General features: G+C 66.2%; 18 protein-coding genes, 1 tRNA gene and 1 other RNA gene. 6 read left to right on the top strand and 14 right to left on the bottom strand.

The genetic code is table 11. The features are described 5' to 3' along the window. Positions 1-157: 157 nt before the first annotated feature. From KF759_RS05885 to KF759_RS05845, 9 genes are all read right to left on the bottom strand, one after another. On the bottom strand, positions 158-4,576 hold the full coding sequence (locus KF759_RS05885; protein WP_291223547.1) for a DEAD/DEAH box helicase: 4,419 nt from the start codon (positions 4,574-4,576) through the stop codon (positions 158-160). 41 nt (positions 4,577-4,617) lie between these two features. Next, complete coding sequence (gene mgtA / locus KF759_RS05880) at positions 4,618-7,293, bottom strand: magnesium-translocating P-type ATPase (RefSeq protein WP_291223545.1); 2,676 nt, start codon at positions 7,291-7,293, stop codon at positions 4,618-4,620. 243 nt (positions 7,294-7,536) lie between these two features. Next, positions 7,537-8,523, bottom strand: a complete 987-nt coding sequence (gene lpxK, locus KF759_RS05875; RefSeq protein WP_291223543.1) for a tetraacyldisaccharide 4'-kinase — start codon at positions 8,521-8,523, stop codon at positions 7,537-7,539. A gap of 8 nt (positions 8,524-8,531) precedes the next feature. Next, positions 8,532-10,313 (bottom strand): lipid A export permease/ATP-binding protein MsbA, encoded by a 1,782-nt coding sequence (gene msbA, locus KF759_RS05870; RefSeq protein WP_291223541.1) that lies wholly within the window; start codon positions 10,311-10,313, stop codon positions 8,532-8,534. Then, positions 10,310-10,741 carry a biopolymer transporter ExbD gene (locus KF759_RS05865; RefSeq protein WP_291223540.1) on the bottom strand — a complete coding sequence of 144 codons (432 nt, stop codon included), beginning with the start codon at positions 10,739-10,741 and terminating at the stop codon, positions 10,310-10,312. The genes msbA and KF759_RS05865 overlap by 4 nt, the downstream gene beginning before the upstream one ends. Before the next feature lie 7 nt (positions 10,742-10,748). Then, positions 10,749-11,426, bottom strand: coding sequence for a MotA/TolQ/ExbB proton channel family protein (locus KF759_RS05860; RefSeq protein ID WP_291223538.1), 678 nt, complete (start codon positions 11,424-11,426; stop codon positions 10,749-10,751). Positions 11,427-11,555: 129 nt separating this feature from the next. After that, the gene (locus KF759_RS05855; protein ID WP_291223536.1) at positions 11,556-13,865 is read right to left on the bottom strand and encodes a DNA internalization-related competence protein ComEC/Rec2; all 2,310 of its coding nucleotides are present in this window, start codon (positions 13,863-13,865) and stop codon (positions 11,556-11,558) included. Positions 13,866-13,902: 37 nt separating this feature from the next. Further along, positions 13,903-14,607 carry a lipoprotein-releasing ABC transporter ATP-binding protein LolD gene (lolD, locus tag KF759_RS05850; protein WP_291223535.1) on the bottom strand — a complete coding sequence of 235 codons (705 nt, stop codon included), beginning with the start codon at positions 14,605-14,607 and terminating at the stop codon, positions 13,903-13,905. 16 nt (positions 14,608-14,623) lie between these two features. After that, complete coding sequence (locus tag KF759_RS05845; protein WP_291223533.1) at positions 14,624-15,880, bottom strand: lipoprotein-releasing ABC transporter permease subunit; 1,257 nt, start codon at positions 15,878-15,880, stop codon at positions 14,624-14,626. A 166-nt stretch (positions 15,881-16,046) separates the two neighbouring features. On the opposite strand from KF759_RS05845, the gene KF759_RS05840 reads away from it, so the two are divergent. Genes KF759_RS05840 through KF759_RS05825 form a run of 4 tightly spaced genes read left to right on the top strand, consistent with a single transcriptional unit; the run spans position 16,047 to position 20,631 of the window. Further along, positions 16,047-16,991, top strand: a complete 945-nt coding sequence (locus KF759_RS05840; protein ID WP_291223531.1) for an AAA family ATPase — start codon at positions 16,047-16,049, stop codon at positions 16,989-16,991. Positions 16,992-16,994: 3 nt separating this feature from the next. Then, positions 16,995-17,978 carry a DUF58 domain-containing protein gene (locus tag KF759_RS05835; protein WP_291223529.1) on the top strand — a complete coding sequence of 328 codons (984 nt, stop codon included), beginning with the start codon at positions 16,995-16,997 and terminating at the stop codon, positions 17,976-17,978. After that, complete coding sequence (locus KF759_RS05830) at positions 17,975-20,008, top strand: DUF3488 and transglutaminase-like domain-containing protein (RefSeq protein WP_291223526.1); 2,034 nt, start codon at positions 17,975-17,977, stop codon at positions 20,006-20,008. The genes KF759_RS05835 and KF759_RS05830 overlap by 4 nt, the downstream gene beginning before the upstream one ends. Then, entirely contained in the window at positions 20,005-20,631 is a 627-nt protein-coding gene (locus KF759_RS05825; protein WP_291223524.1) for a Slp family lipoprotein, read from the top strand. The genes KF759_RS05830 and KF759_RS05825 overlap by 4 nt, the downstream gene beginning before the upstream one ends. Before the next feature lie 18 nt (positions 20,632-20,649). Here the strand turns inward: KF759_RS05825 and KF759_RS05820 are convergent, their stop codons facing one another. The 4 genes from KF759_RS05820 to dnaX form a co-directional block, all read right to left on the bottom strand. Next, positions 20,650-20,994 (bottom strand): histidine triad nucleotide-binding protein, encoded by a 345-nt coding sequence (locus KF759_RS05820; RefSeq protein ID WP_291223522.1) that lies wholly within the window; start codon positions 20,992-20,994, stop codon positions 20,650-20,652. Between the two features lie 69 nt (positions 20,995-21,063). Beyond that, a complete protein-coding gene (gene recR, locus KF759_RS05815; RefSeq protein ID WP_291223520.1) occupies positions 21,064-21,660 on the bottom strand; it encodes a recombination mediator RecR in 597 nt (198 codons plus the stop codon). Positions 21,661-21,781: 121 nt separating this feature from the next. Next, a complete protein-coding gene (locus tag KF759_RS05810) occupies positions 21,782-22,105 on the bottom strand; it encodes a YbaB/EbfC family nucleoid-associated protein (protein ID WP_291223518.1) in 324 nt (107 codons plus the stop codon). Positions 22,106-22,115: 10 nt separating this feature from the next. Continuing rightward, positions 22,116-23,744, bottom strand: coding sequence for a DNA polymerase III subunit gamma/tau (gene dnaX, locus KF759_RS05805; RefSeq protein ID WP_291223516.1), 1,629 nt, complete (start codon positions 23,742-23,744; stop codon positions 22,116-22,118). A 410-nt stretch (positions 23,745-24,154) separates the two neighbouring features. On the opposite strand from dnaX, the gene KF759_RS05800 reads away from it, so the two are divergent. Together KF759_RS05800 and ffs are read left to right on the top strand one after the other, a co-directional pair. Next, a tRNA-Ser gene (locus KF759_RS05800) sits at positions 24,155-24,246 on the top strand. Between the two features lie 157 nt (positions 24,247-24,403). Further along, positions 24,404-24,500: signal recognition particle sRNA small type (gene ffs / locus KF759_RS05795), an RNA gene on the top strand. Between the two features lie 119 nt (positions 24,501-24,619). Here the strand turns inward: ffs and KF759_RS05790 are convergent. Continuing rightward, a partial coding sequence (locus KF759_RS05790; protein ID WP_291223514.1) for a hypothetical protein occupies positions 24,620-25,163 on the bottom strand: 544 nt, incomplete at its 5' end.

Below are 25,163 nucleotides of genomic sequence, written 5' to 3'. Positions count from 1 at the left end.
GATCGATCAGGGCGTTCGTTCAGGGTTGCGCAAAGGATACGCGATCAGCGCATGCCATACCGGTTGGCATCAGCAAAAACGTGCCGTATGTATATTATGTCAAATCGTGAAACATTCCATCCAGACCCGAGCCGCGCCTTGCGGTACCCGGAATGCTCTATTCCTCTTCAGCTGTCTTCTCGATCGACCTGCCTTGGACTGGCGCCTCATAGGCCTGCCGACACGCGCTACGTCCCGGCGCGGCCATCAGAAGCTCGCGCGCAGCCCGCTCACCCGCCCCATCGAGCCCACGCTCGACTTCCACCTTGCCTGCAACGCAACGGGCAATCGGCAGGCCGTCGCGGTAGACCACACGTGAGCTCGTCACGCGCGGCAGCTTGTCGCCGGCCAGCACGCTGCCCAGCAGATTGAGTGGATCGACCCCGCTCACGCACACCAGCGCGCCAGCATGGGCTTGCGCCCGGGTGGCGCGCAGGCCCGCGATCGCCTCGGGCAAGGCGAACTGCTGGCCAGACAAACCCGCGATGAAGCGTCCGCCGCGGATCTGCCCGCGTGCTTCCAGGCGCTGGTAGACGCGCGCCAGTTCGCGCCAGGGTGGCAGCCAGGCCGCTTCGCCTGCGAGCAGGTGCCAGCAGACCACACCATAGCGTCGCAACAAGGTCCAGGCGATCGTTTCGACCGCCGATTCGCCCGCTGCCTGCTCGGCGCGAGCATCGATTTCGCCCGCTGCGCGCCGCAGCAGCGACCAGCGCCCGGCATCCTCGATGCCGAAGATAGCGCGGCGCCGGCCGTGGCGGCGCGACGCCGACGGCCGCTTGGCTGCCGGCACCAGCAACGCGCGCAGACCGCCGAAGCCATCCGCATGGATCAGGCCCGCGGCCACCAGTTCGCCCAGCGCTTCTTCCAATTGCACATGCAACAGCTGCGTGCCGTCGAGCAGTTCGTCGAAAAACGAGGCGCCGCGCCGCGCCAGGTGCTGCGCGACTGCGGCTGCGCGTGAAGACAGCACGGTTTCGCCCGCTTCGACCTGCTCCAGCCACGCCGCGCGGTGGCGTCGCTGCAGCAGCACGATCGGCGTGCTGCGCAGCGCGCCGGCGGCGATGGCAGCGGGATTGTCGCGCGCGCGCAGGCGCATCCACACGAAGCGGCCAGACTGGCACAGGTCATCGAGCCAAGCGATCTCGTAGCCAGTCAGTCGGGTCGGCAGGATCTGCCCTTCCCAGGCTGCGGCCGGCGCCTCGAACCCTTCCAGTTGCGCAAGCACGGCGGCGAGCGCATCGGGCCCGCTCATGCGCGAAGTCGCCCCCGCATGCTGCCAATCGATGAGGAAGCGCAGGAAGTCGCGCGGCTCGACCGGTTCGATCTCGCGGCGCAGGCGGCCGAGCGTGTAGCGGTGGATGCGCGCGAGCAGGCTGCGTTCGCACCATTCCTCGCTGCCCTCGCCCACAGCCGCCGCGCTGAACGTGCCGCGAAGGATGAAGCCATCGCGTTCGAGTGCGAGCAGTGCGAGCGCGACGTCGGCAGGATCCAATGCGAGTGACGCGGCCAGTTCGCCTGCGCACACGGGTCCCAAGGCAGTGAGACGAGCGCGCAGGATCTCCACCAGCGCCGCCTCGCGCGTCCAGCTCGCCTGCGCATATTCAGCCGGGGCAATCACCTGTGCGGGATGTTGATCGGCTTGCGGATGCAGGGCGATGAATTGCGGCAGGCGCTCGGCAACGGTCCAGATCGAGGCCAGACCGTGTTCGCCGCTGACCTGGCGGCAGGCCACGCGCCGTTCGGCCGCGAGCCAGGCGAGCCAGTCCGCCCACGCCACGTTGCGCTGAGCTTCGCTGGCCGTGATGAAGCCGACGCCGAGCAGGGCCGCATGCAGTTCGTTGGCGCTGCGCACTTGCGGCCAGGCTTCCTCACGCACCGCCGCGATCGCCTGCGGGTCGAGCCGACCCAGGTCGCTCGCTTCATCGGGCGCATGCCGGCGGCGCGCAGCAACCGCCTGCGTGCGGCGTTCCTCGAGTGGCGCATCATCGAGGAAGGCATAGGGGCGCGCGCCGAGGATTTCCGCGGCCAGCGGCGAGGGTGCGGTGAGGTCGCGCGCAACGATCCGCGCACTGCCCTCCTGCAGGCGGCGCAGCAGCGTTTCCAGTGCATCGATGTCCATCGCATCGAGCAGGCAGTCGTCGAGCGTTTGCGCGACCAGCGGATGGTCGGGAATCTGCCGATCACCGACGATGTTCTCCAGGCAGGCGACCTGATCGGGAAACACCTGCGCGAGCAGGTCCTCGGCCTTCATGCGCTGCAGCTGGGGCGCCACCCGCTTGCCGCCGACGCAGCGCGGCAGCGCGAGCGCGGTCACCGCGTTCCAGCGGAAGCGCAGGCCGAACATCGGCGCATCCAGCAGGGCCTGGATGAGCAGCTCGCGCACCGTGTTCGAATGCAGGTAACGCGCGACTTCGTCGAGCGGAAAGCTGTGACTGGTCGACAGCGACAACACGATCGCGTCCTCGGTTGCAGCGGCCTGCAGCTCGAAATTGAAACTGCGACAGAAGCGCTTGCGCAGGGCCAGGCCCCAGGCACGGTTCATGCGGCTGCCGAACGGGGAATGGATCACCAGTTGGGTGCCGCCGGCTTCGTCGAAAAAGCGTTCCATCGCCAGGTCGTCCTGCGTCGGCAGCATGCCCAGCGCGATTTTCGCCGCGCCCAGATAGTCGGCCAGCTGACGCGCGGCTTCCTCACCCAGCTCGAGGTCATGGACGAGCCAGGCGTGCAGCGAAGCCGGGTCGTGGTCGCTGCGCCGGGCGAAGCCGGCGCGCAAGCGCGAGACTTCCTGCGACAGTTCATCGCTGCGCCCGGGTGCCTCACCGAACCAGAACGGGATCGAGGGTGGCGCGTCCTGGGCGTCTTCCACGCGCACGCGGCCACGTTCGATGCGAATGATCCGGTAGGAATGGTTGCCAAGCTGGAAGATGTCGCCGGCGAAACTCTCGACCGCGAAGTCCTCGTTGACGCTGCCGATCATCAGTGCCTGCGGTTCGAGCACGACTTCGTAATCGGCGGTATCGGGGATCGCGCCGCCGCTGGTCAAAGCGGTCAATCGCGCGCTGCGGCTCGCGCGCAGCACGCCATGCACGCCGTCGCGGTGCAGCCACGCGCTGCGCGGACCGTGGCGCGTGGTGTAGCCCTCGGCAAGCATGCGCAGCAGCGCCGTGAAGGCATCGCGCGTGAGCGCTTCGAACGGCGCCGCACCGCGCAGCGCTTCGAACAATGCATCCTCGCGCCATTCGCGCATCGCCACCTCGGCCACGACCTGCTGGGCGAGCACGTCCAGCGGCATCGGCACGCAGCGCAGCGCATCGAGTTCGCCGCGACGTACCGCGGCCAGCAAGGCGCTGCATTCGACCAGTTCGTCGCGCGAGAGCGGGAACAGGCGACCCTTGGGCGTGGCGCCGACGGCATGGCCGGAGCGGCCCACGCGCTGGAGGAAGGTTGCGATCGAGCGCGGCGAGCCGATCTGACAGACGAGATCGACTTCGCCGATGTCGATACCTAGCTCCAGCGATGCGGTCGCAACCAAGGCCTTGAGCCGGCCGTTCTTGAGGCGCTGCTCGGCATCGAGGCGATGCTCTTTCGACAGGCTGCCGTGATGTGCGGTCACCGCATCCTTGCCGAGACGCTCCGACAGCGAGCGCGTGAGGCGCTCGGCCAGGCGTCGTGTATTGACGAAGATCAGCGTGGTGCGGTGCGCGGCGATGAGTTGTTCGAGCCGGGCATGGACTTCGCTCCAAACTTCCCCGGACATCACGGCCGCGAGCGGTGATCCGGGCAATTCCAGCGCCAGATCGCGCTGACGCTGATGCCCCGCATCGACGATCACGCAGTCGCGCCTGCTGCACGATGCGCTGTCCCGCTGGCCCGCACGGTCCTCCTGCCCGACGAGGAAGCGCGCCACCATGTCGATCGGCTTTTGCGTGGCCGACAGGCCGATGCGCACGAGCCGCCGGCCACACAAGGCTTCGAGCCGCTGCAGCGACAGTGCGAGGTGCGCGCCGCGCTTGCTGCCGTAGAGCGCATGGATTTCATCGACGATCACGCTGCGCGTGCTCGCCAGCATTGCGCGACCCGAGGCCGAGCCAAGCAGGATGTAGAGCGACTCGGGCGTCGTCACCACGATGTGCGGCGGATGCCGCTTCATGCGCTCTCGATCGGCCTGCGGCGTATCGCCGGTACGCACCATCGTGCGAATCTCGACATCGGGCAGCCACAGCTGAAGCAGCTCGTCGCGGATACCCAGCAGCGGTGCTTCGAGATTGATGCGCACGTCATTGGACAGTGCCTTGAGCGGCGAGACGTAAACGATCGCGGTTTCGTCGGGCAAGGCACCATCGATGCCGCGGCGCACGAGGTCGTCGATCACGGCGAGGAAGGCCGCGAGTGTCTTGCCCGAACCGGTAGGCGCCGCGATCAGGGTGTCACGGCCGGCGGCAATCGCGGGCCATGCCGCAATCTGCGCCGGGGTCGGCGCGCTGAAGTTGCGCGCGAACCAGGCGGCGACTGCGGGATGGAAAATCTGGTGCACCATCGCGCCAGTCTAGTCGTCGGCGTCGCAGGTGGTGAGACGGCCTACAACAACCCGAAACGCCGCATCAACGCCGCCTTCACCAGCTGCGCCAGCCCCATGTAGAGGACAAGTATCAGGGCCAGACACGGCCAGAATGCGCCGGGCAGCGCCGTGAAGCCGAATTGCGCAGCCAGCGGCGAATACGGCAACCAGATGCCAAGCAGGCAGATCGCCAGACCGGTCATGGCCAGGGGAAGGCTGGCGCGGCTGTGCACGAACGGCAGACGCCCGGTACGGATCACGTGCACGATCAGGGTCTGCGACAAGAGCGATTCCACGAACCAGCCGGTCTGGAACAGCGCTGCGTGCTCGGGGCCATTGGCCTTGAACCCGAACCACAGAATGGCAAAGGTCACATAGTCGAAGATCGAACTGACCGGGCCGATGCACAACACGAAACGCGTGATCGAAGCCATGTCCCACTGGCGCGGCCGGGAGAGGTACTCGACGTCGACCTCGTCACTGGCCACCGCGGTCTGCGAAAAATCGTAGAGCAGGTTGTTGAGCAGGATCTGTACCGGCGCCATCGGCAGGAAAGGCAGCAGCACGCTTGCGCCGAGCACGCTGAACATGTTGCCGAAGTTGGAACTGGCGGTCATCTTGATGTACTTGAGGATGTTGCCGAACACCTTGCGACCTTCGATCAGGCCTTCCTCGAGCACCATGAGATTCTTGTCGAGCAGGATGATGTCGGCAGCCTCCTTGGCGATGTCGACCGCGCTGTCGACCGATATGCCGACGTCGGCCGCGCGCAGCGCGGGGCCATCGTTGATGCCGTCGCCGAGGAAGCCGACGACATGTCCGTCCCGATGCAGGGCCTCGATGACGCGCACCTTCTGCTGCGGGCTCAGGCGGGCAAACACCTGGGTTTCGCGCGTCGCACGAGTGAGCTGTGCATCATCCATCGCCTCGACCTCGGGGCCGACCAGGCAACGCTCCACTTCGAAATCGACCTGACGGCAGACGTTGCGCGTGATGATGTCGTTGTCGCCGGTGAGGATCTTGACCGCCACGCCATTGCCCGCAAGCGCACGGATCGCCTCGGCCACGCTTTCCTTGGGTGGATCGAGGAAGGCGATGAAGCCCATCAGCACCAGATCGGTCTCGTCGGCCACCGACCAGGCGCTGCGCAGATCCACCTCGCGCATGCCCAGTGCGATCACGCGAAAGCCGTCGTCATTGAGATCGCGGGCGACGTCGCGGGCGCGGCTGGCGGCATCGGCGGTCATCGGCGTATTGCCGCGTTGCGCGTGATGCAGGGCGCTGCAGATGCCGAGCATCTCGGCCACCGCACCCTTGGCGATGAGGAAATGGCGACCCGCGCGATTGCGCACAATCACCGACATGCGCCGCCGCGCGAAGTCGAACGGCACTTCATCGACGAGCGTGTATTCGCCTTGCAAACGCTGGCAGGTGTCGGCATCGGCAGCTTCGAGCACGGCGATATCGAGCAGGTTCTTGAGCCCGGTCTGGTAATGGCTGTTGAGCCAGGCGTATTCGAGCACGCCGGCATCATCCTGGCCGTCGATGTCGACATGCCGCTCGAGGATCACCTTGTCCTGGGTGAGCGTGCCGGTCTTGTCGGTGCACAGCACGTCGATCGCGCCGAAGTTCTGGATCGCGTTGAGGCGCTTGACGATGACGTCCTTCTTCGCCATCGCCATCGCGCCCTTGGCGAGGTTGATGGTGACGATCATTGGCAGCATCTCGGGCGTGAGCCCGACGGCCACCGCGACCGCGAACATGAAGGCTTCGAGCCAGGCGCCCTTGACCAGGCCGTTGAGCACGAACACCAGCGGTACCATCACCGCCATCAAGCGAAGCATGAGCCAGGCAAAACGCTGCACACCCTTGTCGAAGCTGGTGGGCGGACGCCGTCCGGTGAGTGAACCCGCAATCGCACCGAAGCAAGTGCGCGCACCGGTCGCCACCAGCACACCCGAGGCGCTGCCGCTGACGACATTGCTGCCCATGAAACAGAGGTTGCGCGCCTCCAGCGGTGCCGTGGCCTCGAGATCGACATTGGCGAACTTCTCCATCGGCAGCGACTCGCCGGTGAGCGTCGACTGGTTGACGAACAAATCCTTGGCTGCGATCAGACGCAAGTCGGCGGGAATCATGTCGCCCGCCGAGAGATGCACCAGGTCACCGGGCACCAGTTGTTCAATCGGCACCTCGAGCTTGCGCGCTGGCAGCACGCCGCTGTCATCGGCATCCCTGCGCCACACGCTCGCGGTGTTGCTGACCAGACTGCGCAGGCGCGCGATCGCCCTGCCCGTGCGCGATTCCTGAAAGTGGGACAGGAACACCGCCATGCCGACCATCGCCAGCATGATCACTGCCCCCACCGCGTCATCGCCGAGCCAGGAGACGACCGCGAGCACGCTGAGCAGGATGTTGATCGGGTTGGTGATCAGGCGCAGGCCCAGTTCGAGCAGCAGATTGCGCTTGCGCTCCGGCGCGATCAGGTTGGGACCGAATTCTTCGAGGCGCGCCTGCACCTGGGCGGGATCGAGCCCCTCACCGTCGATGCCCAGGCGTGCCAGCACGCGCTGGCGGTCGAGGCGTGCAAGTTCGATCAAGCCCTGGGCGGCGGCACTACGCGCGCCGTTGGTGCCGGGATTGATCGGCAAGCTCGTCGCGAGCACGCCGAGGGAGCGGAATGGAAGTTTCAACATGGCGATTACCGCGGCTGGACGGACTTGCCGCTGCCAGCACGGAATTCGCTGCGTTCAAGCCTTGCCCTGCGCGGGCCACATCAAGGATTGATCGACGGCTCCGTGGCGGCAGCGCTGCTTCGTCTGGGGCTACTGCAACTTTCCACGGATGGAACCTCGTTGGTTCAATGAAGCGCAGCGCGAACGAAGCCGCGAACCGGCATGTTCGACACGACGCGCCGCGCATTGTCGGGAATGATGCTGTCAGGATGCTGTCGCGCGACGCAAAGCCGCATCGACCGCATCAAGGAACCCGGCTGGCAAGACCGCAGTGACCGCGACTTGCCACAGCCCCGCGCGCGCGAATCGCAGACACTTGACCGCATCCTTTTCGGTCATCAACACCGGATGCGCATCGCCGAACTCGAGGTCGGACGGCACGAAGGCATGGTGATCGGCGAATGGATGGGCAAGGACTTCGATGCCCCGCGCACGCAAGGCATCGAAAAAACGCTGCGGGTCGCCGATCGCGGCCACCGCGTGCACCGTGGTTCCGCAAAAGGCCTCGAGCGGACGCGCCTCGTTTCCATGCAGTGCAAGCGCCTGCTCGCCGCAAAGCTGCATCGCGACCTCGTCACCTTGCGGATCACCGCCATTGCAGACGCGAAGCGCATACGCCGCCCAACGTGCCTGCGGCTCGCGCAAGGGGCCTGCCGGCAGCAGGCGACCATTGCCGAAGCGCCGGCGGCCATCGACCACGCAGATCTCGAGATCGCGATGGAACGCCGGGTTTTGCAGGCCATCATCGGCGACCACGCAATTGACGCCCTGCCCGACCAGCAACTTCGCGGCCTCCACCCGATTGCGTCCGACCGCGACCGGCACGCCGGCACGCCGCGCGATCAGCACAGGCTCGTCACCGACTTCGTCCGCTGTGGAATCAGGCCCGAGCAAACGCGGTTCACGTGCACTGCCGCCGTAGCCGCGGCTGACCACGCCGGGGCGCCAACCGCGCGCTTGCAGCGCCTCGACCAAGGCGATCACCAGTGGCGTCTTGCCGCTGCCGCCAGCGACGATATTGCCGACGCAAACCAGCGGCACTTCGATCCGCGCCGGTCGGCGCCAGCCGATCGCATAGGGCAGCCACCGAATGGCCACCAACAGGCGATACAGGGGCACCAGTGCGGCGAGCCACCACGGCACCGGCGCGCCGCCATACCAGATTCGGCCGATGCGTTGCTGCAGGTTCATCGCAGCACTCAGTCAGCGCCGAGCATGACGGGAGTCTCGTCGCGGAATTGCAGCCGATGCAGCGCGGCGTAGTGTTCGCCGCGTGCAAGAAGCTCACGATGGCTGCCTTGCTCGACCACGCGCCCGCGATCAAGCACGACGATGCGATCGGCGTGCTCGATCGTCGACAGGCGATGCGCAATCACCAGCGTCGTGCGGTCATGCATGAGGCGTTGCAGTGCGTCCTGGACCAGGCGTTCCGAAGCGGTGTCGAGCGCACTGGTGGCTTCATCGAGAATCAGGATCGGCGCGTTCTTGAGCAGCGCGCGGGCAATGGCGATGCGTTGTCGCTGCCCTCCCGAGAGCAAGCTGCCGCCCTCGCCGACGCGGCTGTGAATGCCCTGCGGCAATGCGCTGATGAATTCCATCGCATTGGCAGCTTCTGCGGCGGCAATGATTTCGGCCTCGCTGGCTTGTGCCGCGGCGCCGTAAGCGATGTTGCGAGCGATGCTGGTATCGAACAAGGTGATCCCCTGTCCGACCCAGGCAATCTGGCGGCGCAGGCTCGCAAGCTTGTACCTGCGCAAAGGCTGGCCATCGAGCAGGATTTCTCCGCAGTCGGGTTCGAGGAAGCGCGGAATCAGATTGGCCAAGGTCGACTTGCCACTGCCCGAGCGTCCAACCAGCGCCGTGACCGTGCCATGCGCGCAGGTAAAGCCGATCTCGCGCAATGCCGGCTCATTGGCGCCGGGATAGCGCACGCCAACCCCATCGAGCACCAGATCGCCATGCACGCGCTCGATCTCGAGCGTGCCCTCGTCGACTTCTGGCGGGCGATCGATCAAGGCGAAAATCTCCTCGGCCGCCGCCAGTCCCCGCTGCAGATTCGCCTGCACCGTGGTCAGACGCTTGAGCGAAGGCAGGATGCCGCCCATCGCCATGATCAAGGCCGTGAAAGCGCCCGGTGACAGGCTGTGCAGCATCGACGGACGGGTGGCGAAGAAGATGATCAATGCGAGCGAAATCGCGGCGATCAACTGGATCATCGAGCTTGACAGGCCATTGGTAGCCGCAACCTTGACGCCCAGCGCGCGAGTCTGTTCCGACACTGCATTGAAGCGCGCCGACTCGTATGCCTGGCCACCGTAGACCTTGACTTCCCGATTGGCCGACACCGCTTCCTCGACCACGCCGCTGACCGTGCCCATCGAGGCCTGGATGCGATGGCCGATGCGCCGATAGCGCCGCCCCACGTAGACCACCAGCGCACCGACCAGTGGCACCATCACCAGCAGGGCCAGCGTCAGGCGCACGCTCGAATTGAGCATCACCAGCACGTAGAGCACGACACTCAAGCCATCGACCACTGCGATCTTGACCGAATCCGTCGAGGCCTGCGCCACCTGCTCGGCGGTGTAGGTGACGCGCGCGATCTGGTGCCCGGATGGCTCGCTGGCGAAAAACGAGGTCGGCAGGCGCAAATACTGATCAAACACCTGCTGGCGCAATTGCTGCACCACGCCGCGACCGATGTAGGCCGTGCCATAGTCGGTCACGTACACCGCGATGCTGCGCACGAGGAAAATTGCCACGATCGCGATCGGCATCCAGAAAATCGTCCGTGGATCACGCGCCACGAACAGATCATCGAGCATTGGCTTGATCGATTGCGCAAACAGGCCCATGCAAGCTGCGTCGATCACCATCGCCAGCACCACCAGCACCGCGACCGGCCAATAGCGCCGCGCGTACCCAAGCAGGCGCGCATACAACGCCGCGCCGGAGGCCTGCGCAGCGCGATGCGCGTTCATTTGCCCGCCGTCGTAGTCGGTTGGGTAGTGGCGATCGACAGGTGCGTGAAGCCGAGCTGGGCCAGCGCATCCATTGCCGTAACCACCGCCTGATGCGGCGTCAGTGCATCGGCGCGCAGGATTACCGGCCGATCATGGTCTTCGCCAGCCAAGCGGCCGATGCTCTCCTTGAGCGAGTCCAGGCTCGGATTGAGCACTTCGTTGTTGTCGATGTAGAAGCGCCCGTCGCGGTCGATCAACAGCACGAAGGCATCACGCGTGACCTCGCTCTCGTGGCTGTCGGCCTGCGGCAGCGTTACTTGCATGCGCGAATGCTGCACGAAGGTCGTGGTGAGCACGAAAAACATCAACAAGGTGAGCAGGACGTCGATCAGCGAGATCACGTTGATCTCGAAGTCATCCTCGCGGCGGCCACCGGCAATGCGCACGCGAGCCTCAAACCTTGGCCGGCGCCGGGCGCGGCGCGACCCGTGGCGCGGCTGCCGCCGCTGGCGCAGCAGGCGCGACTTCACTGGCTGCGGTCAATTCATCAGTGAGCAGAAAGACCTGGCGCTCCATTTCCACCACCAAGTCCTGCACGCGGCCACGGAAGTAGCGATGGAAGGCATACGCGGGAATCGCCACGCACAAACCCGCGGCGGTGCAGATCAAGGCCTCGCCGATGCCACCAGCCATCTTCATCGGATCGCCCACGCCGCTGACCATCACCGCGAAGAACATGCGGATCAAGCCGAACACCGTGCCCAGCAGACCGAGCAGCGGCGAAACCAATGCGATGGTGCCGAGCGTGACAAGGAAACGTTCGAGCCGATGCACGACATGACGCCCCGTATCCTCGACGCGCTCCTTGATCACCTCGCGTGGACGGTTGCGCACCGACAGCGCAGCGGCGAGCAGTTCACCCAGCGGCGAATTGGTGCGCAGGGCATCGAGGTGGCCGGGATCGAGCGATCGTGAGCGCGCCCACTGCCGCACCTCGTCACCGAGGCCGGACGGGACGATCGCCTTGCGGCGCAGCGTCCAGAAACGTTCGAGGATGATCGCCAGCGCGATCGCGGAGCAGAACAGGATGGGCACCATCGCCCAGCCGCCGGCAAGCAGGAGTTCCAGCACGCAGCACCTTTGGTCCGTCCAATCAGGATCGCCATGCCTCGGGCACGGCGACCGCTGCGATCATACCAGCGCGACCACTGCTTTCAGTGCTCGTCGGCGGCGCGGTGCACGCGGCCTGCACGGCGGCATTCACTCACGCCAGTACCGATGCCGCCGCTCGCGTTCGCGGCCCGCCAGTCGCGGCGCCGCGTCAGCAGGGAACTCCAGCGTGAGCGCGCCCGCGGATGCGGTGTTTTCCAGCGCGATGCCTGCCGCGGCATAGCGCTGCACGGTTTGCGCGGCGGGGTGGTGGAAGCGGTTGCGCCAGCCGGCCGAGACCACCGCCAGCACCGGCGAGAGCGCCTGCAGGAAGGCCGTGCTCGATGAGCGCCGGCTGCCGTGGTGCGGCACCACGAGCACGAGCGGCGGACCGACGCCGACTGCGCTGGAGACTGTCGGTTCGAGCGTGCTGCCGATGTCGCCGGGCAGCAGCAGGCGGCCGCCCTGCCCGCTCACGAGCAGCACGCAGGAGCGGTCGTTGCCCGCGCTTGGCACCGGCCTGCCGGCAGCGGGGCCGAGCATGCGGAACTCGACGCCCTCCCAGTGCCACGCCTGTCCCGCGATGCACGCTTGGCTGTCGACTTCGATGCGCGCCGGCTCGCCGGACAGGATCTGCGCGGGTGGCAGTTCGCGCGTGACCGCGGCGCTGCCGCCGGCATGGTCGTTGTCACCGTGGCTGACGACTAGTACATCGAGCTTGCGTACGCCCAAGGCATGCAGGCTCGGCAAGACGGCCGCCTCGCCCAGATCGAAGCCGGAAGGAAAGCGTGCACCGGCGTCGTAGAGCAGCGCGTGGCGCTGCGTGCGCACGAGCACCGACAGACCTTGCCCCACGTCGATGACCATCACTTCGAACGCACCCGGTTCCGGCAGCGCCTGTCGCGGCAACAACAAGGGCAGGAACAGCACGAGACCGAGGCCGCGTGCGGGAAAACCACGTGGCAGGAACAGCCACAGCGCGCCGCCCATCGCCAGCACCAATGCCCATGGCGCAGGCGCCGGCAGATAGCCATGCGCGCCGGGCCAGCGCGCCGCCCATTCCAGCAGCGCCCACTGCCCATGCGAAATCCACGCCGCGAGCAACAGCGGCGGGCCTGCCAATACAGGTGCCAGCAACAGCGCCAAGGTGCCCAGCAGGCACAGCGGCACGATCACGAAACTCACCAGCGGCACCGCGATGAGATTGGAAAACGCGCCCACCAGCGAGGCCTCGCCGAAAAACCACACGCCCAGCGGCAGCAGCGCGACCGTCATGACGATCTGGCCGGCGCTCAGCTCACGCAGGAAACCGGGAACCGAGCGCTCGCCGCGCACGAGACACAGCATGAGGAAGGCCACGCCGACGAAGGACAGCCAGAAACCCGGCGCGAGCGTGGCCAGTGGATCGAAGACGAGCACCGACAACAGTGCGAGCGCGAGTGTGTGCGGGCCACCGGCATTGCGCCGGAGCAGACGCGTGAGCGCGAACACCGCAATCATCAGCAGGGTGCGCACGGTAGGCAGGCTGCCACCCGCGAGGATGCCGTACAGCGTGGCCGTGACGAGCGTCGCCAGCGCCTGTGCCTGCGGGAAGGCGATGCGCAGGCCCCACCGCGGCCACAGACTCCACAGCAGCCACGCCAGCGCCGCACCGAACGCGCCAGCCACGCCGACATGGAAGCCGGAAATCGCGATCAGGTGCGGAATGCCGTTGATGCGCGCGACGCGCCAGTCGCTGCTGTCGAGCCCGCGCGTATCGCCGATCGCAAAAGCCTGCAGCAAGGCTGCATCGTGCGGATCGCTCACGCGCGCGGCGATCTGCGCCGAGAGTCGTTCGCGCAGGCCATCGACACAGAGCGGACGGCGGCCAAGCATGCGGTTGGCGGCATCCTCGCGCACATAGCCCACCGCGACGATGCCGCGCTCGAGCGCCTGCCGTTCGCTGTCGTGACCGCCCGGGTTGACCAGCCCGCGCGGGCGTTTGAGGCGCAGGCGCAGTTGCCAGCGGCTGCAGGCGGCGAGATCGTCGGGCGCGTCTTCGTACCAGGACAGGCGCAGCAGGCCGCGCAACGGCACGATCGCGTCATCGAGCCGCGCCGATTCGACGCGCAGCGCAAAGCGCGTGGCATCCGCGCGGCGCAGCGGCAAGCCTTCAAGTGTACCGATGACGATGAAATCGCGGCCTTCCAGCGCCCTTGGCAGGCGCGCCTGCAAGGTCAGGTCGGCGCGCAGCGCGCACCAGGCGAAGCCGAGCACACACCATGCCGGCAGGCGTGTACGCGGATGCACGAGCAGGGCCAGCGCGCTGCACGCCAGCAGCGCGGACGACCACGGCACGGGCAACTTCGGCAGCACATGCACGCACAAAGTGCCCAGCAGCATCGCCGAGGCCGCGGCCACGCCAAGCAGCGGAACTTGCATCGACGATGTGATCGGCTCCCTGCCCATGCGCATCCCTTCAGCGTCGTTGTAACTCCACTGCCTGCAGGCTGCCCGCCTTGAGTTCGAGCACGCGATCGGCGCGTGCCGCCAGCGCCGGATCGTGAGTCACCAGAACCAAGGCTGTGCCGATCTCGCGATTGAGCTCAAGCATGAGTTCGTAGACCTGGTGCGCATTGCGCTCGTCCAGATTTCCGGTCGGCTCATCGCCGAGCAGGCAGGCAGGCTGCGTCACCAGCGCGCGGGCGACTGCGCAACGCTGGCGTTCGCCACCCGAGAGTTCGCCCGGCTTGTGTTCGAATCGCGCGCCCAGCCCGACCCGCTCGAGCAAGGTCGTCGCGCGCTCACGCGCCTGCGCGATCGCAGTGCCCCGGATCAGCAATGGCATGCAGACGTTTTCGACCGCAGTGAATTCGGGCAAGAGGTGATGAAACTGGTAGACGAATCCGAGCGCGCGGTTGCGCAGCTCGCCGCGCGCCCGGTCGGACAGGCGCGACATCACCTCACCGTCTACGACGACCTCGCCCGCGCTGGGCGCATCCAGCCCGCCGAGGATGTGCAGCAGGGTGCTCTTGCCCGAGCCCGAAGCGCCGATGATCGCGACGGTCTCGCCGCGCGCGACCGAGAGGTCGACATGGCGCAGCACCTCGGTGCGCAGCGAGCCTTCCGCATAGGTCTTGGCGATGTCGCTCGCACGCAGTACTTGCGGAAGGCTTGCTTGCATCGCTGGCACGGGCACGTCACTCATAGCGCAGCGCCGCGGCGGGCTGGGTGCGTGCCGCACGCCAGGCCGGATAGAGTGTCGCCAGAACGCAGAACACGAAGGCGGTCAGCGTGATCCAGATCACGTCGTTCCAGTGCAGGTCGCTGGGCAACTCGCTGATGTAGTAGACATCGGGCGAGAGGAAGGTGACGTGGAAAGTGTGCTCGATCCAGCGCACCAGTTCCGGCAAATTCAGCGCGAGCAGCACGCCGAACAAGACGCCCAGCCCGATGCCAAGCGCGCCCACGAGGATGCCCTGCACCATGAAGGTGCCCATGATGCTGCGCGGGCTCTGGCCCAGCGTGCGCAGGATCGCGATGTCGGCCTGCTTGTCCTGCACCAGCATGACCAGCGTCGAGACGAGATTGAAGGCTGCCACCGCGACGATCAGCGACAAGATCAGGAACATCACCTTCTTCTCCATCGCCACGGCCTTGAAGAAATTGCTGTGGCCTTGCATCCAGTCGGTGACGCGGTAGTAGTTGCCGCCGAGATTGGCGGCGAGATCCTTGCCGATTTCGCGCGCAACCGACCAGGCGCGGAACATGTCGTCGAGCTTGAGGCGTATGCCGGTTGGTCCGTCGAGCCGGTACAGCACCTGCGCATCGTGCATTTGCATCAAGGCCAGCCCCGAGTCGAATTCCTGCATGCCGGCGGCAAAGATGCCAACCACGGTCATGCGCTTGCTGCGCGGAATGGCGCCGATCGGCGTGACGCTGAAGCTCGGCGTGTAGACCACCACCGAATCGCCCAGAGCCACACCGAGGCCTTGCGCCAGTTCCTGGCCCAGCACGATACCGAACTTGCCTTCGACAAGGCCGTCGAGCGAGCCTGCCACCATGTGCGAGCCGACATCGGACACCGTGGTTTCAAGTTTCGGCTCGATGCCACGGACCAAGGCTCCGCTGGTGCGCACGCCCTGCAACAGCGCCTGGCCTTCGACATAGGGTGCGGCGCCGATCACGTGCGGGTTTTTCCGTGCGTGCTCGATCGCCTGGGGCCAGTCGCGCACCGTGGTGTCCACGCCCTCGATGGTGGCGTGTGACACCATGCCCAGAATGCGTTGCTTGAGTTCGCCGTCGAATCCGTTCATCACCGAGATCACGGTGATCAGCGCGGTCACACCGACGGCGATACCGAGAATGGACACAAGCGAAATGAAGGAAATGAAGTGGTTGCGCCGCTTGGCGCGCGTGTAGCGCAGGCCGATGAAGACTTCCAGCGGACGAAACATGTAACCCGATTCCTCGAAGTGCGGCGCCGCCAACACAGAGGCGGGCACGGCGGCGCAGAGTGCCGCAAGGGCGTGCCAGCGGCAAGTCGGCACCTGTCCTTGCAGGCTGTAGGAATTTCACGCATGCCGTATTGTCTGCATGCCGATCCGACCCAACGTGCTCCCGATGAACGATCAAGCCAACGCCGACACGCAGCTCCACGCATCACTCGCACGGGCGGTGGCCCAGGTCAATTCAGTCGTGCTGGGCAAGCGCCGCGAGGTGAAACTCGCCTTCACCTGCCTGCTGGCCGGCGGCCATTTGCTGATCGAAGACATGCCGGGCGTGGGCAAGACCACGCTCGCCCATGCGATGGCCGCCACGCTGGGGCTCGGCTTCCAGCGCATCCAGTTCACCGCCGACCTGTTGCCCGGCGACATCATCGGCGTGGGCATCTTCGAACGCGAGTCCAATCGCTTCCAGTTTCATCCCGGCCCGCTGTTCACGCAGCTGCTGCTGGCCGACGAAATCAACCGCGCGATGCCGCGCACGCAGAGTGCGCTGCTCGAAGCGATGGCCGAGGAACAGGCCACGGTCGATGGTGTCACGCACAAGCTCGATGTGCCATTTTTCGTGATCGCCACGCAGAACCCACTCGACATGGCCGGCACCTGGCCGCTGCCCGATTCACAGCTCGACCGCTTCATGCTGCGCTTGAGCCTGGGTTATCCGGATCGAGAGGCCGAACGCGCGATGCTCGGCAGCGGCGACCGGCGCGAACTGGTGGCCAGTCTCAAGCCCTGCCTCTCGGCGGCGCAGATCCTGCAGCTGCGGGAGGCCTGCCGGCGCATCGTCACCAGTCCGGCGCTGATCGAATACGTGCAAGCCTTGTTGGCAGCCAGTCGGGCCGACGCCGACATTGCCGTGGGTTTGTCGCCACGCGCAGGCCTTGCCCTGCTTGCGGCCGCGCGCGCCCACGCCATGCTCGAAGGTCGTGACCACAGCCTGCCCGAAGACGTGCAGGCGGTATTCGTGCAGGTCGCCGAGCATCGCCTGGTGGCTGCGGCGTCGGCGCGGCTTGATCGCCCGCGCCTGGCGCAGCGCCTGCTCGCCACCACCGCGGTACGCTGAACCATGAATCCGTCGCTGGCCGCCGCACGCAACCGGCTGCTGGCCTGGGCCGAACGGCGCTTGCCGGCCCTGACGCGCCTGCGTGAACCCGAGGCCTTGCCACTGCAACTTGACCGCCGGCGCATCTACGTGCTGCCGACGCGCTTCGCACTCGGCTTTGCCTTGTTGCTGTTCGTGATGCTGCTGGGCGCCCTCAACTACGGCAACAACGCGGCCCTGCTGATGACATGCCTGCTCGGCGCCAGCGCGGGCATCAGCCTGTTCATCGGTTTCCGCGCCATGAGTGGGCTGCGCCTCGAGCAATTGCGCATCGGCGAGGTCCATGCGGGCGATCCGACGCACATTCGTCTGTGCTTTGCGCCCGCGCGCCGCGCCCGGGCGAGCCTGCGGGTGCGAAAGGGCGAAACGGACATCGCCTTTGCCCTGCCCGCCGACTCCGCGGGGTGGGTTGACCTGCCGTGGACACCGGCACGCCGCGGATGGAACAGTTGCGGACGGCTGCGCCTTTGGACCGAGTATCCGCTTGGCCTGTTCCACATCTGGAGCTGGGCGCATCCCGACGTGGCCTTGCTGGTATTTCCGGCGCTTGAAACCGATGCGCCACCCTTGCCTGACGGTAGCGGCGAGCAAGGAGAGCGCAACATGAGCGGCGAGGCCGAGGAATTGGCCGGCCTGCGCGACTATCGCAGCAACGATGCGCGTCGATTGATTGCGTGGAAGGCATCGCTGCGCCACGACCGGCTGCTGGTGCGCGAGAACGAATTCCGCGCGGGCGCGGCACTCGCACTCGACTATGCCGCGCTCACCGGGTTGAACCATGAAGCGCGCATCCGTCGCCTCGCTGCCTGGGTGGCCGCGGCCGATGGCTCGCATCGCCCCTGGTCGCTGCGCTTGCCCGAAACGAGCCTGGGTCCGGGCGCCGGCCCCGAGCATCGACGCACGTGCATGCGCGCCTTGGCGCTGCTGCCGCATGCGGAACGCACATGAGCAAGCCACTGCTCGGCGCCCCGCGCTTCACCCTGCTCGCGATCACGATCCTGGCCGCGATCGGCACCCATCTCGCACATGTACCGATCTGGCTTGCACCACTGCTCGGCATTCTGGTCGCCGCGCGCGTGCTGCTGCGCCGGCGGCGCCCCGGCAAACCGCCGGCCTGGCTGCGCCTGTTGCTCGCTGTCGGCTTGCTGATTGCGATCATCCTCGACTATGGCACGGTGTTCGGGCGCGACAGCGGCAGCGCCTTCGGCTGCGGTTTGCTCGCCCTCAAGCTGCTGGAAACCGAAACGCCACGCGATGCACGGGTCGCGCTCGGGTTTTCCGCCTTCGTGCTGATGTCGGCGCTGTTGTTTGACCAGGGCTTGCTCTTCACCCTGCTGGTGTGCGCCGTGCTGGTGCTGTTGCTGGCCACGCTCAATCGCCTCGAGCCCGCGCCACTGCCAGACGCCCGACCATTGCGCGCGTCCCTGGCGCTCGGCCTGCGCTTGATCGTGCTGGCGTTGCCGCTCGCGCTGGCGAGTTTCGTCCTCGTGCCCAGGCTCGCCTCGCCCTTGTGGGGCGCGCCCAATGCCGGTTCGCAAGCCCGCACCGGCTTGTCCGAGACGATGGCTCCGGGACAGTTCACCGATCTCATGTCGGATGATTCGCCAGCCTTTCGCATTGCCTTCGAAGGCCGCGCGCCACCTCCGAGCGCGCAGTATTTCCGCACCCTCGTCCTCAGTGATTTCGACGGCACCACCTGGACCCGGGCGCGCGCCGGCATCCAGCACGATGTCGCGCCCGTGCGCGACACGCAGGTCCCGTGGATCGACTACACGATCACTTTGGAGCCAACTCAACAGCGCTGGCTGCCCGCCCTCGACACGCCGATCACCGCGCCGCGCGATGCCTTCCTCACCACCGACGAGGTCCTGGTCGCCAGCCAGCTGGTCACGCACCTGCGCGAATACCGCGTGCGCTCACGTCTCGCGCCCGCTGGCGCTGCACGACTTGCGCGCAACCAACGCGAGCGCCTGCTGCGCCTGCCACCCGGCGTCGGGTCACGCGCCAGGCAGCTGGCGGCAAGCTGGCGACACGAATCGACAGACGATGCCGAACTCGTGCAGCGCGCACTGGCGATGTTCCATTCCAGTTTCACCTACACGCTCAGCCCGCCGTTGCTCGGGCGCGATTCGATTGACGAGTTCCTGTTCGATACCCGGAGCGGTTTTTGCGAGCACTATGCCTCGGCCTTCGTCTTCCTGATGCGCGCAGCCGGGATTCCTGCGCGTGTCGTCACCGGCTATCAGGGCGGCTGGTGGAGCGATGCCGGCCGCTATCTGCTGGTGCGCCAGTCCGACGCACATGCCTGGGCCGAAATCTGGCGCGATGGCCGTGGCTGGCTGCGCATCGATCCGACCGCGGCAGTGGCGCCGGGACGGATCGAGCAGGGAGCGTCCCAGGTCAATGACGCAGCCAATTGGGCGCAGGCCGACTGGCTGCGTTCGCTGCGCAACCACATCGACATCGTCAACCGCTGGTGGACGCAAGGCGTCGTGCGCTTCGATGCAATGCGCCAGCGCGCGGTGCTCAGCGAATTCGGACTTGCCGACCGCGTGGGTGGCAACCTGCTGTTGATGCTCGCTGGCGTGTTCAGCCTGATGTTGATGCTGGGCGCCTGGTGGGCAATGCGCGAGCCGCCGCCCGAGCGGGGCGATGCGCTCGACCGGCTCTGGTGGCGCCTGCGCCGACAACTTGTCCGCGCCGAAATCGAGCTGGCCGCCAGCGATGGACCGCTCACGCTGCAGCAACGCGTGCGGGCTTGCGATGCAGACTTGGCGCAATCGATGCAGCCATTGGTGCGCGACTATGCACAGCTGCGCTATGCGATGAGCGTGCCGCCGGCCGCCGCCGTCGAGACCTTGCGACGCCAGACGCTGGCGTGGTCGCGCCGCCATCTGCGACGGCGCATCGTTCAGGCACGTCTGCGTAAGATCTCCAGGCTGATCAAGACCGGCCGCTACAGACGGGATTCGCCATGAACAAGCTGCTGCTGATTGCGATGGTGAGTGTCTTGCTTGGCGCTTGCGCCACGGTGCCCAAGTCGCTGCAAGGCAAGTATGCGCAGACCACGCCACGCGATGCGCTGGCCGTGCCGCCCGCCGGTCCGGTGCGCTGGGGTGGAGAAATCATCAAGGTCGAACCCGCTGCGGATTCGACTTGCTTCGAGATACTGTCGCGTCCGCTCGACGTTTCGGCCCGACCGATGCGCAGCAAGGACAGCAGCGGCGGGCGCTTCATCGCCTGCCACGCGGGCTTCTTCGAACCCGAGCTTTATGCGCGTGGCCGCGATCTCACCGTGGTCGGCCAGATCACCGGCAGTGAAGTCGGCAAGGTCGGGGCCTTCGACTACACCTATCCGCGGGTCGCGGCGACCTCGATCCATCTCTGGCCCAAGCGTCCTGTCTATGTCGCCGACCCGTGGTACGACCCGTGGATGATGGGTCCGGGCTGGCGCGGATCCTGGGGTTGGGGTTGGGGCTGGGGTCCGTACTGGGGCGCGCCACCGGTCATCATTCACCACCGTCCGGGGCATCGCGACATGCCGCGCGCGACACCACAGGTGCCGTCACGTCCGCCTCAACCGCCGCCACTGAGGCATTGAAACCCGCGATCGGCGGCTTCAGCCGGGCGGCCATTCCAGCATGCGCCCGGCAAGCAGGTGCACATGGATGTGGAACACGGTCTGCCCGCCGTCTCGGTTGCAGTTGCTGACCAGTCGATAGCCCTTGTCGGCAAAACCCTGCGCCTTGGCCCAGCGCGTCGCGGCAAGGATGAGCTTGCCGATCAACAGCACGTCGGCCTCGCCAAGATCATTGAGCGTCGCGATCGCACGCTTGGGAATGAACAGCACGTGCACCGGCGCCTTGGGCGCAATGTCACGGAAGGCGAGCACCTCGTCGTCTTCGTAGACGATGTCGGCAGGGATTTCACGGTTGACGATCTTGGTGAACAGGGTGTCAGACATGAAGGCGCCGTGATCCGAACGAACAGGCGAAGGCTCGCAGCTTGGACGCAGGTGCGCAAGCCATCTGCATCACAGCGTCTGGCGGCCACCAAAGGCATGCGCCAGCGTACCTCGATCGATGAACTCGAGTTCGCCGCCCAGTGGCACTCCATGCGCGAGACGACTCGCGCGCACCTTGGCCGCCTGCGCGAGCTGGGCGAGCATGTGCGCGGTGGCTTCGCCTTCTACCGTCGGATTGGTGGCGACAATCAACTCCTGTACTTCGCCTTCCGCGAGGCGATTGGCAAGCATGTCCAGCCCCAGCTCGGCCGGACCGATGCCATCCAGCGGCGACAGCCGACCCAGCAGCACGAAATACTGACCGCGGAATCCCGTCGCCTGTTCGATTGCCAGTTGATCGATCGCGGTCTCGACCACGCACAGCAGGCTGCGGTCGCGTGCCTGGCTGGCACAGGTCGCACACACGGTCTCTTCACTGAAGGTGCGACAGCGCGTGCAATTGCCGATGCGCTCGACCGCAAGCAGCAGCTGCTCGGCAAGACGCCGTGCACCTGCGCGATCGCGCTCGAGCACGTGGAAGGCCATCCGCTGCGCGGTCTTGGCACCGACTCCGGGCAGGCAGCGCAAGGCTTCGATGAGGTCGGCTAATAGCGATGAGGACGACATGCAAAGGCCATGAATGGAAGACGGGAGCGGTGATGGCGTCTGCACGCCCAGGCATCACTTCATGTGCTGCCGGGATGACGACCTGTTCAATGTTGCGGTGACGCAGCGAATGCGAGGCGGATCAGAACGGCAATTTGAATCCGGGCGGAAGGTTCATGCCCGCAGTCATGCCACCGAGTCGTTCCTTGCTCAATGCCGCGACCTTGTTGACCGCATCGTTGAATGCCGCGGCGACCAGATCCTCGGCCATCTCGGCATCGTCGGCGAACAACTTGCGGTCGATCGTCACGCCGCGCACCTCGTGTGCGCCGCTCATGCGCACGCTGACCAGGCCGCCGCCGGCCTGCCCTGTGACCTCGGCCTGGGCAATCTCGGCCTGCGCGCGCTGCATCTGTTCCTGCATGCGCTGCGCCTGTTGCATCAAACCCGCGAGTGGACCTTTCATCGAAACTCCTTCACGACTGCCGCGGCTCGATCGGCCGCACGCTGTTGGGTACGACCCGCGCATCGAAGGTTTCGAGCAACGAACGTACCAGTGGATCATCCTGCATTGCCGCCTCGGCAGCCGATTGACGTGCTGATTCGGCTTGTTCGCGTTGACGTGCGGGCGCCTGCGCCTGCGCGCTTTCGCTGGCACGCTCGAAACGCACGCGCAGCTTGCGGCCGAGCACTTCGCCCAGGCGCGTCTCCAGTTGCTCGACCAGCATCGGGCTGACCAGATGGTCATGCGCGGGCGCCATCGCCAGGCGCACTTGCCCACCATCGATCGCGATCAGGCTTGCCTGCTGTGCCAATTGCCCGACCGGACCGCGCAACTGCGCGCGTTCGATCAGTTCGGCCCAGGAGCTCGGCGCATCTCCCGCTGCCAAATCCGGTTGCTCCGCGCGCTGGGGCTGCGGTGCCGCGATGACTGGCTGCGTACGTGCGCTGGGTGTGCTGCGCGTTTCGCCACCCCCTGCCCCGCCCGCATCCCGCGTGACTCGCGCGGGGGCCGGAGACGACTTCGCATCCGCGCCATCGGCTGGCGCAAACGCCAGCATGCGCAGCAGACACATTTCGAAGCCCACCCGCGGCGTCGGCGCCAGCGGCAGGTCGCGGCGTCCTGTCACCGCCATCTGGTACCAGAGCTGCACATCCTGTGGCGCGACCTGCGCAGCGAGCTCGCGCAGCGAGACATCAGCCGACTCACCGAGCAACTGCGCCAGTTGCAGTCGATGCAAGAGACCCGCGAGCTCATCGAGCACCTGGGTGAAATCCGGCGCAAACCCGGCAATGTGTTCGACCTCGTCGAGCAAGGCATGGGCATCGCCGCGCGCGAGCAGCGCCAACAAGGCCTGCACCTTGGCGCGCTCGACCGTGCCGAGCATCGCATGCACCTCGGCCGCGTGCAGGGCGCCGCCGCCGTGCGCGATCGCCTGATCGAGCAGGGACAGGCCATCACGCAACGAGCCGTCCGCGGCGAGCGCCAGCACTTCGAGCGCCTCGTCGTCGAAAGCCACCTGCTCGGCGCCGAGGATATGGCGCATCTGCCCGCCGATCTGTTCAGGCGAAAGCCGCTTGAGATTGAACTTGATGCAACGTGACAGCACCGTCACCGGCAACTTCTGCGGATCGGTGGTCGCGAGCAGGAATTTCACATGCGGCGGCGGTTCTTCGAGCGTCTTCAGCAGCGCGTTGAAGGCGCTCCGCGAGAGCATGTGGACTTCGTCGATGAGGTAGACCTTGTGGCGCCCCCGGGTCGGCGCGTACTGCGCGTTGTCGATCAGCTCGCGCACATTGTCGATGCCGGTATTGCTGGCCGCGTCGATCTCCAGCAGATCAACGAAACGGCCTGCATCGATCTCGGCGCAGGCACTGCACTCGCCGCACGGCGCCGAAGTCGGTCCCTTGTCGCAATTGAGCGACTTGGCAAAGATCCGCGCGATCGTGGTCTTGCCGACGCCGCGCGTGCCGGTGAACAGGAAAGCGTGATGGAGTCGGCCACTGTCGAGTGCATGGGTAAGCGCGCGCACGACATGCTCCTGTCCGACCAGTTCGGAAAACCGGCGCGGCCGCCATTTGCGTGCAAGAGCCTGATACGACATGGACATTCCCGGGCGAAGTGCCTGATTGTAGCAACGTGGGCGCCATCACCGCGCTCCGCCACGCCTTCTGCTTGTCTGGCCGCGCCGCGCCTAGTATCCTCGCGCGCCCTGCAGACTCGATCCCGCCCTGTGTGCGGTTCGATGTTGAAGTTGCAAGCGGGAGATCGAATTTGAAGCACTCCATTGGCGATGCAATGGAGGGCTCACGAAATACGGAGATGTGTCCGAGTGGTTGAAGGAGCACGCCTGGAAAGTGTGTAAGCGGGTCAAACTGCTTCGCGGGTTCGACAAATTTGTCTGGAACAAATTTGGACAGCCGCAGGCTGGCCCTGAGCGTAGCGAGGGGCGAGGTGCAGGAAGCACCGAGCAATCCCGCCCAACGCTGGATTTGCCGTTGGATTCAAGATTCTGGAGAGGTGTCCGAGTGGTTGAAGGAGCACGCCTGGAAAGTGTGTAAGCGGGTCAAACTGCTTCGCGGGTTCGAATCCCGCCCTCTCCGCCAGATTTTGTGATTGGAAGATGCGGGTTCGACAAATCGGCAGGAGCCGATTTGCACGGCGAAGCCGCCCGGAGCGCGAGGCACAGGAAGCGCCGGGCACATTCGACCCTCACCCATTCCCCGTCCGTGCCGGTGAGCACGTGCAGTTTCATGGTGGCTCCGTCGGTTCCTTCGCGACGATAGCCTGCAAATCCCGCCAGGTCCGGAAGGAAGCAACGGTAGCAGGTGATTCGGGTGCCGGAGATCGGCTGGCGGAGCCGCCACCCTTCTGCAACGAATGGCTGACGTGCGCGGCATGGCCCGCGCCTGCGCAGTGCCGAACAATTAGCCGCAGGCACGAGGCCTGCGGCTTGCAAAGTTCACGCTGAGTGTGACTTCAGGGCGTCTCGAAGCCGTCCGCGAAGATGCGGTCGCTGCAGTCGATCACCACGTTGGTGACATTGGCGCCCGCGATCGTGCCGCCGGCGTTCTGCGCAAAGCAGACCAGTCCGCTCGGCTGGGTCTGCACGGTGACCGCATAGGCTGCACCGTTGGCCAGACCGGTCGGGAAGGTGAATGCCGTCACGCCCGAGGTGACCGAGATCGTCTGCGCGCCCGCGTTGAGCGAGAGCTGCAGACCATTCGCGCTCAGGCCGATGATCGAACCACCCACCGTGTAGCTGGCCACGAACGGCACGCAGCTGATGTCCACGTTGGTGACATTGGCGCCCGCCACCGTGCCGCTGTGGTTGCTGACCGAGCAGGTCAGGCCGGCCGGCTGGGTGACGATGCCGACGTTGTAGGCCGAGCCATCACTGATCGGATTGGCAAACACGTAACCCGTCGCATTGGCCGGCACATCGAGCAGCTGCGCGCCGGTGTTGAGCGAGAGCTTGAGGCCCGCCGCGGTGAGGCCACTGACCGCGCCGCCGATCGTGAAG

Source organism: Dokdonella sp. (assembly GCF_019634815.1).
GTDB lineage: Bacteria > Pseudomonadota > Gammaproteobacteria > Xanthomonadales > Rhodanobacteraceae > Dokdonella_A.
This window is presented reverse-complemented; position numbering and strand designations above follow the sequence as displayed.

Excerpts from the sequence above, each read along its gene's own strand:
- lpxK (WP_291223543.1), bottom strand. The coding sequence starts at position 8,523 with ATGAACCTGCAGCAACGCATCGGCCGAATCTGGTATGGCGGCGCGCCG.
- KF759_RS05830 (WP_291223526.1), top strand. The coding sequence starts at position 17,975 with ATGAGCAAGCCACTGCTCGGCGCCCCGCGCTTCACCCTGCTCGCGATC.
- recR (WP_291223520.1), bottom strand. The coding sequence starts at position 21,660 with ATGTCGTCCTCATCGCTATTAGCCGACCTCATCGAAGCCTTGCGCTGC.
- lolD (WP_291223535.1), bottom strand. The coding sequence starts at position 14,607 with ATGCAAGCAAGCCTTCCGCAAGTACTGCGTGCGAGCGACATCGCCAAG.
- KF759_RS05835 (WP_291223529.1), top strand. The coding sequence starts at position 16,995 with ATGAATCCGTCGCTGGCCGCCGCACGCAACCGGCTGCTGGCCTGGGCC.
- KF759_RS05810 (WP_291223518.1), bottom strand. The coding sequence starts at position 22,105 with ATGAAAGGTCCACTCGCGGGTTTGATGCAACAGGCGCAGCGCATGCAG.
- KF759_RS05825 (WP_291223524.1), top strand. The coding sequence starts at position 20,005 with ATGAACAAGCTGCTGCTGATTGCGATGGTGAGTGTCTTGCTTGGCGCT.
- KF759_RS05845 (WP_291223533.1), bottom strand. The coding sequence starts at position 15,880 with ATGTTTCGTCCGCTGGAAGTCTTCATCGGCCTGCGCTACACGCGCGCC.
- KF759_RS05840 (WP_291223531.1), top strand. The coding sequence starts at position 16,047 with ATGAACGATCAAGCCAACGCCGACACGCAGCTCCACGCATCACTCGCA.
- mgtA (WP_291223545.1), bottom strand. The coding sequence starts at position 7,293 with ATGTTGAAACTTCCATTCCGCTCCCTCGGCGTGCTCGCGACGAGCTTG.
- KF759_RS05885 (WP_291223547.1), bottom strand. The coding sequence starts at position 4,576 with ATGGTGCACCAGATTTTCCATCCCGCAGTCGCCGCCTGGTTCGCGCGC.
- KF759_RS05855 (WP_291223536.1), bottom strand. The coding sequence starts at position 13,865 with ATGCAAGTTCCGCTGCTTGGCGTGGCCGCGGCCTCGGCGATGCTGCTG.
- msbA (WP_291223541.1), bottom strand. The coding sequence starts at position 10,313 with ATGAACGCGCATCGCGCTGCGCAGGCCTCCGGCGCGGCGTTGTATGCG.
- dnaX (WP_291223516.1), bottom strand. The coding sequence starts at position 23,744 with ATGTCGTATCAGGCTCTTGCACGCAAATGGCGGCCGCGCCGGTTTTCC.
- KF759_RS05820 (WP_291223522.1), bottom strand. The coding sequence starts at position 20,994 with ATGTCTGACACCCTGTTCACCAAGATCGTCAACCGTGAAATCCCTGCC.